The sequence below is a fragment of the Oleiphilus sp. HI0043 genome (assembly GCF_001634935.1).
The window spans coordinates 1-834 of the sequence record NZ_LWEY01001413.1; the positions used below are offsets into that span (position 1 = coordinate 1).

General features: G+C 47.5%; 1 protein-coding gene and 1 pseudogene. Both read right to left on the reverse strand.

The window, feature by feature from the left end:
- Nucleotides 1–211: 30S ribosomal protein S12 (rpsL, locus tag A3729_RS19650; protein ID WP_068634194.1), on the reverse strand; the 211-nt coding region annotated here is incomplete at its 3' end.
- Nucleotides 212–393: 182 nt separating this feature from the next.
- Nucleotides 394–834 (reverse strand): annotated as a pseudogene (locus tag A3729_RS19655) (DNA-directed RNA polymerase subunit beta'); the annotation flags it as partial.

The window sequence follows — 834 nt, forward strand, 5'->3', positions numbered from 1 at the left end:
CTTCACCACCGATATACGATGTAACCTCGTAACCGTTCGTTAGACGAACACGACAAACCTTACGCAAAGCCGAGTTTGGCTTCTTAGGTGTCGTAGTGTATACACGAGTACAAACGCCTCGACGTTGAGGACAAGCCTGCAACGCGGGTACGTCACTTTTCGCGACTACACGTTTACGAGGCTTACGTACCAACTGATTAATCGTTGCCATGTAAGCAAACTCCAATATCTATATTTTTAAAAACCGTTTCATTACAAAACGTCAAACTACTATGCCGAAATTGCTGGCACAATAAAGTTGAGGGGCGCAAGTCTAATGACGCCCCCCTCAACTGTCAAGCAATGCGGTGATTTTTTGTTCACCGCACCTGCATCCACTTACTTAACAAGCAATTACTGCTTATTAAGCTCGGCACTCAATGCTGCAACAACATCCTGTGCACTTACACCCAAGCCCTCTTCAGCGATAGGTGCCAACTTCTGATCTTTCTTACGCTTACGCTCTGAGTGGTAAGCCAAACCTGTACCTGCCGGGATCAAACGGCCCACTACCACGTTCTCTTTCAAGCCACGTAAGTAGTCACGCTTACCTGTCACCGCACCTTCAGTCAGTACGCGCGTTGTTTCCTGGAACGATGCAGCAGAGATAAACGACTCAGTTGCAAGCGAAGCTTTGGTAATACCCAACAACTGACGCTCACACTGCGCAGGCATCTTGTCGTTCGAATCAGCCTCTTCATTAGCTTCCAAGAACTTCACATACTCAACCTGGTCACCCTTGATCAAGTCAGTATCACCAGACTGCGTAATCTCAACTTTACGCAACATCTGGCG